This is a genomic window from Oleiphilus sp. HI0066 (assembly GCF_001635725.1).
Genome location: NZ_LWFH01001320.1, coordinates 1 through 1,579, shown reverse-complemented (window position 1 = coordinate 1,579; position 1,579 = coordinate 1). Strand labels below are relative to the sequence as shown.

The 1,579-nt window shown below is 42.4% G+C and carries 3 protein-coding genes; 1 reads left to right on the top strand and 2 read right to left on the bottom strand.

Annotation, left to right across the window (positions count from 1 at the left end; translation table 11 throughout):
- Nucleotides 1–779, top strand: a 779-nt coding sequence (locus A3738_RS19425; protein ID WP_156504348.1) for an ATP-binding protein, incomplete at its 5' end; no start/stop codon positions are given.
- Nucleotides 780–844: 65 nt separating this feature from the next.
- Here A3738_RS19425 and A3738_RS19420 read toward each other — a convergent pair.
- Nucleotides 845–1,129, bottom strand: a complete 285-nt coding sequence (locus tag A3738_RS19420; protein WP_068503525.1) for a hypothetical protein — start codon at nt 1,127–1,129, stop codon at nt 845–847.
- 118 nt (nt 1,130–1,247) lie between these two features.
- The coding region (locus tag A3738_RS19415; RefSeq protein ID WP_197473928.1) for an efflux RND transporter permease subunit at nt 1,248–1,579 on the bottom strand (332 nt) is incomplete at its 5' end.

Sequence of the window (1,579 nt, the reverse complement as noted above, 5' to 3'; positions counted from 1 at the left end):
ACTATGCCAATCGTTTTTTAAATCATTATTTAGAAGAAACTGGAGACTACGCAGGCCTAAAACTCTTACCATTTTATAAAGCCTATCGCGCGATAGTCCGTGCGAAGATTTCTTTATTTGAGATGGAAGACTTTAAAAACAATCCGCAAAAACTAGACGAACTATGGCGTAAATATCAGTCATATATCGACTTGGCCGAAAGCTGCTCGGCACTTCCAAATCGTTTTATATTGACCATGCATGGTGTATCAGGAACGGGAAAAAGCACCGTTGCGCTGCGTCTTGTAGATAAGTTAGGCGCTATTCGCATCCGCTCCGATGTAGAACGAAAGCGACTATTTAAATTTGATCCTCATAAGCATCCTGACACTGACAAAGCAAAAGAACTGTATAGCAAAGCGGCCACAGATCTTACCTATGAGAAACTCGCTTCTCTATCGCGGCATATCTTAAATGCAGGCTTGAGCGTCATCGTTGATGCAACAAACCTACAACTGTGGCAACGCAATTTTATTCAAGACGTCGCCGATGAAAACGGCGTGCCGATGGTCATTGCTGACTGCCAAGCCAGTATGAGCTTAATAGAGAGTTGGATTCATCAACGTGAAGATGAGGATCATGACGCGTCTGATGCAAGCTTTGAGATCGTTGACGCTCAGATACATAGCCAAGATACTTTAACTGAAGAGGAACAGAAAAAGACCTTCGTTGTGCATAGTGAAATATTAGAAGAGACCAATGAACTGGTGAGTGAGATTCGTAAGAACTTACTTAATTAGTCTAGGCATAAAACAAAAAAAGCGGCCTTATGAGCCGCTTTCTTGTGGAACTTAGCTTGTATTCGCTAGTTTATAGTCGCCAAGGATGTTTGATCTAGCTGATGCATATCCGGCAGAGCTTCATTAAGCTCAGTAATCGGATTAAAACGCACAGTGCCTTGATATACAGCGCGGCACTCTCCTGGAGCAGTACCTTCGCAGTGTCCTAATGCCGCTTCTTTCGCCTTTGTGGGGCTACTAAAAGGTCCAATAAACTGCCTATTTTCTAAGTAAAAATAACCACTTTGCTCTAACTCTAGCGTCTCTTCCACCGTAATGATGTCATCGCGCGTGTCGTTGGCAGGTATCATAAGCACCTCCATTTGAATGTGTGATTATAGTTTTTTCAGCCATCTAAATCCGTGGTTTTAAAATAACTGAGAGAGAGACGTTATCACGCAACTTCACAAATTGCGAATTTATCCCCCGCTAACTTGATTTAACTCTATACAAGGTTTCGTATAACACTGGAACTAAAATCAGGGTCAGGATAGTAGAAAATAGCAGTCCTGCAATAATTGCAACGGCCATCGGCTCCCACATCAATCCACCACCAAAATATAAAGGTAACATGCCTAACACTGTGGTTGCGGTTGTTAAAAGAATAGGCCGCAAGCGTCGTTTTCCTGCCATAACAATCGCGTCATAAGGCGCTAAGCCGTTGTCATTGATCTCTAATTCAATACGTTCGAGTAATACAATCGCATTATTTATAACGATACCAGCCAGTGAAATCACACCAAGTAGCGTCATGAACCCAA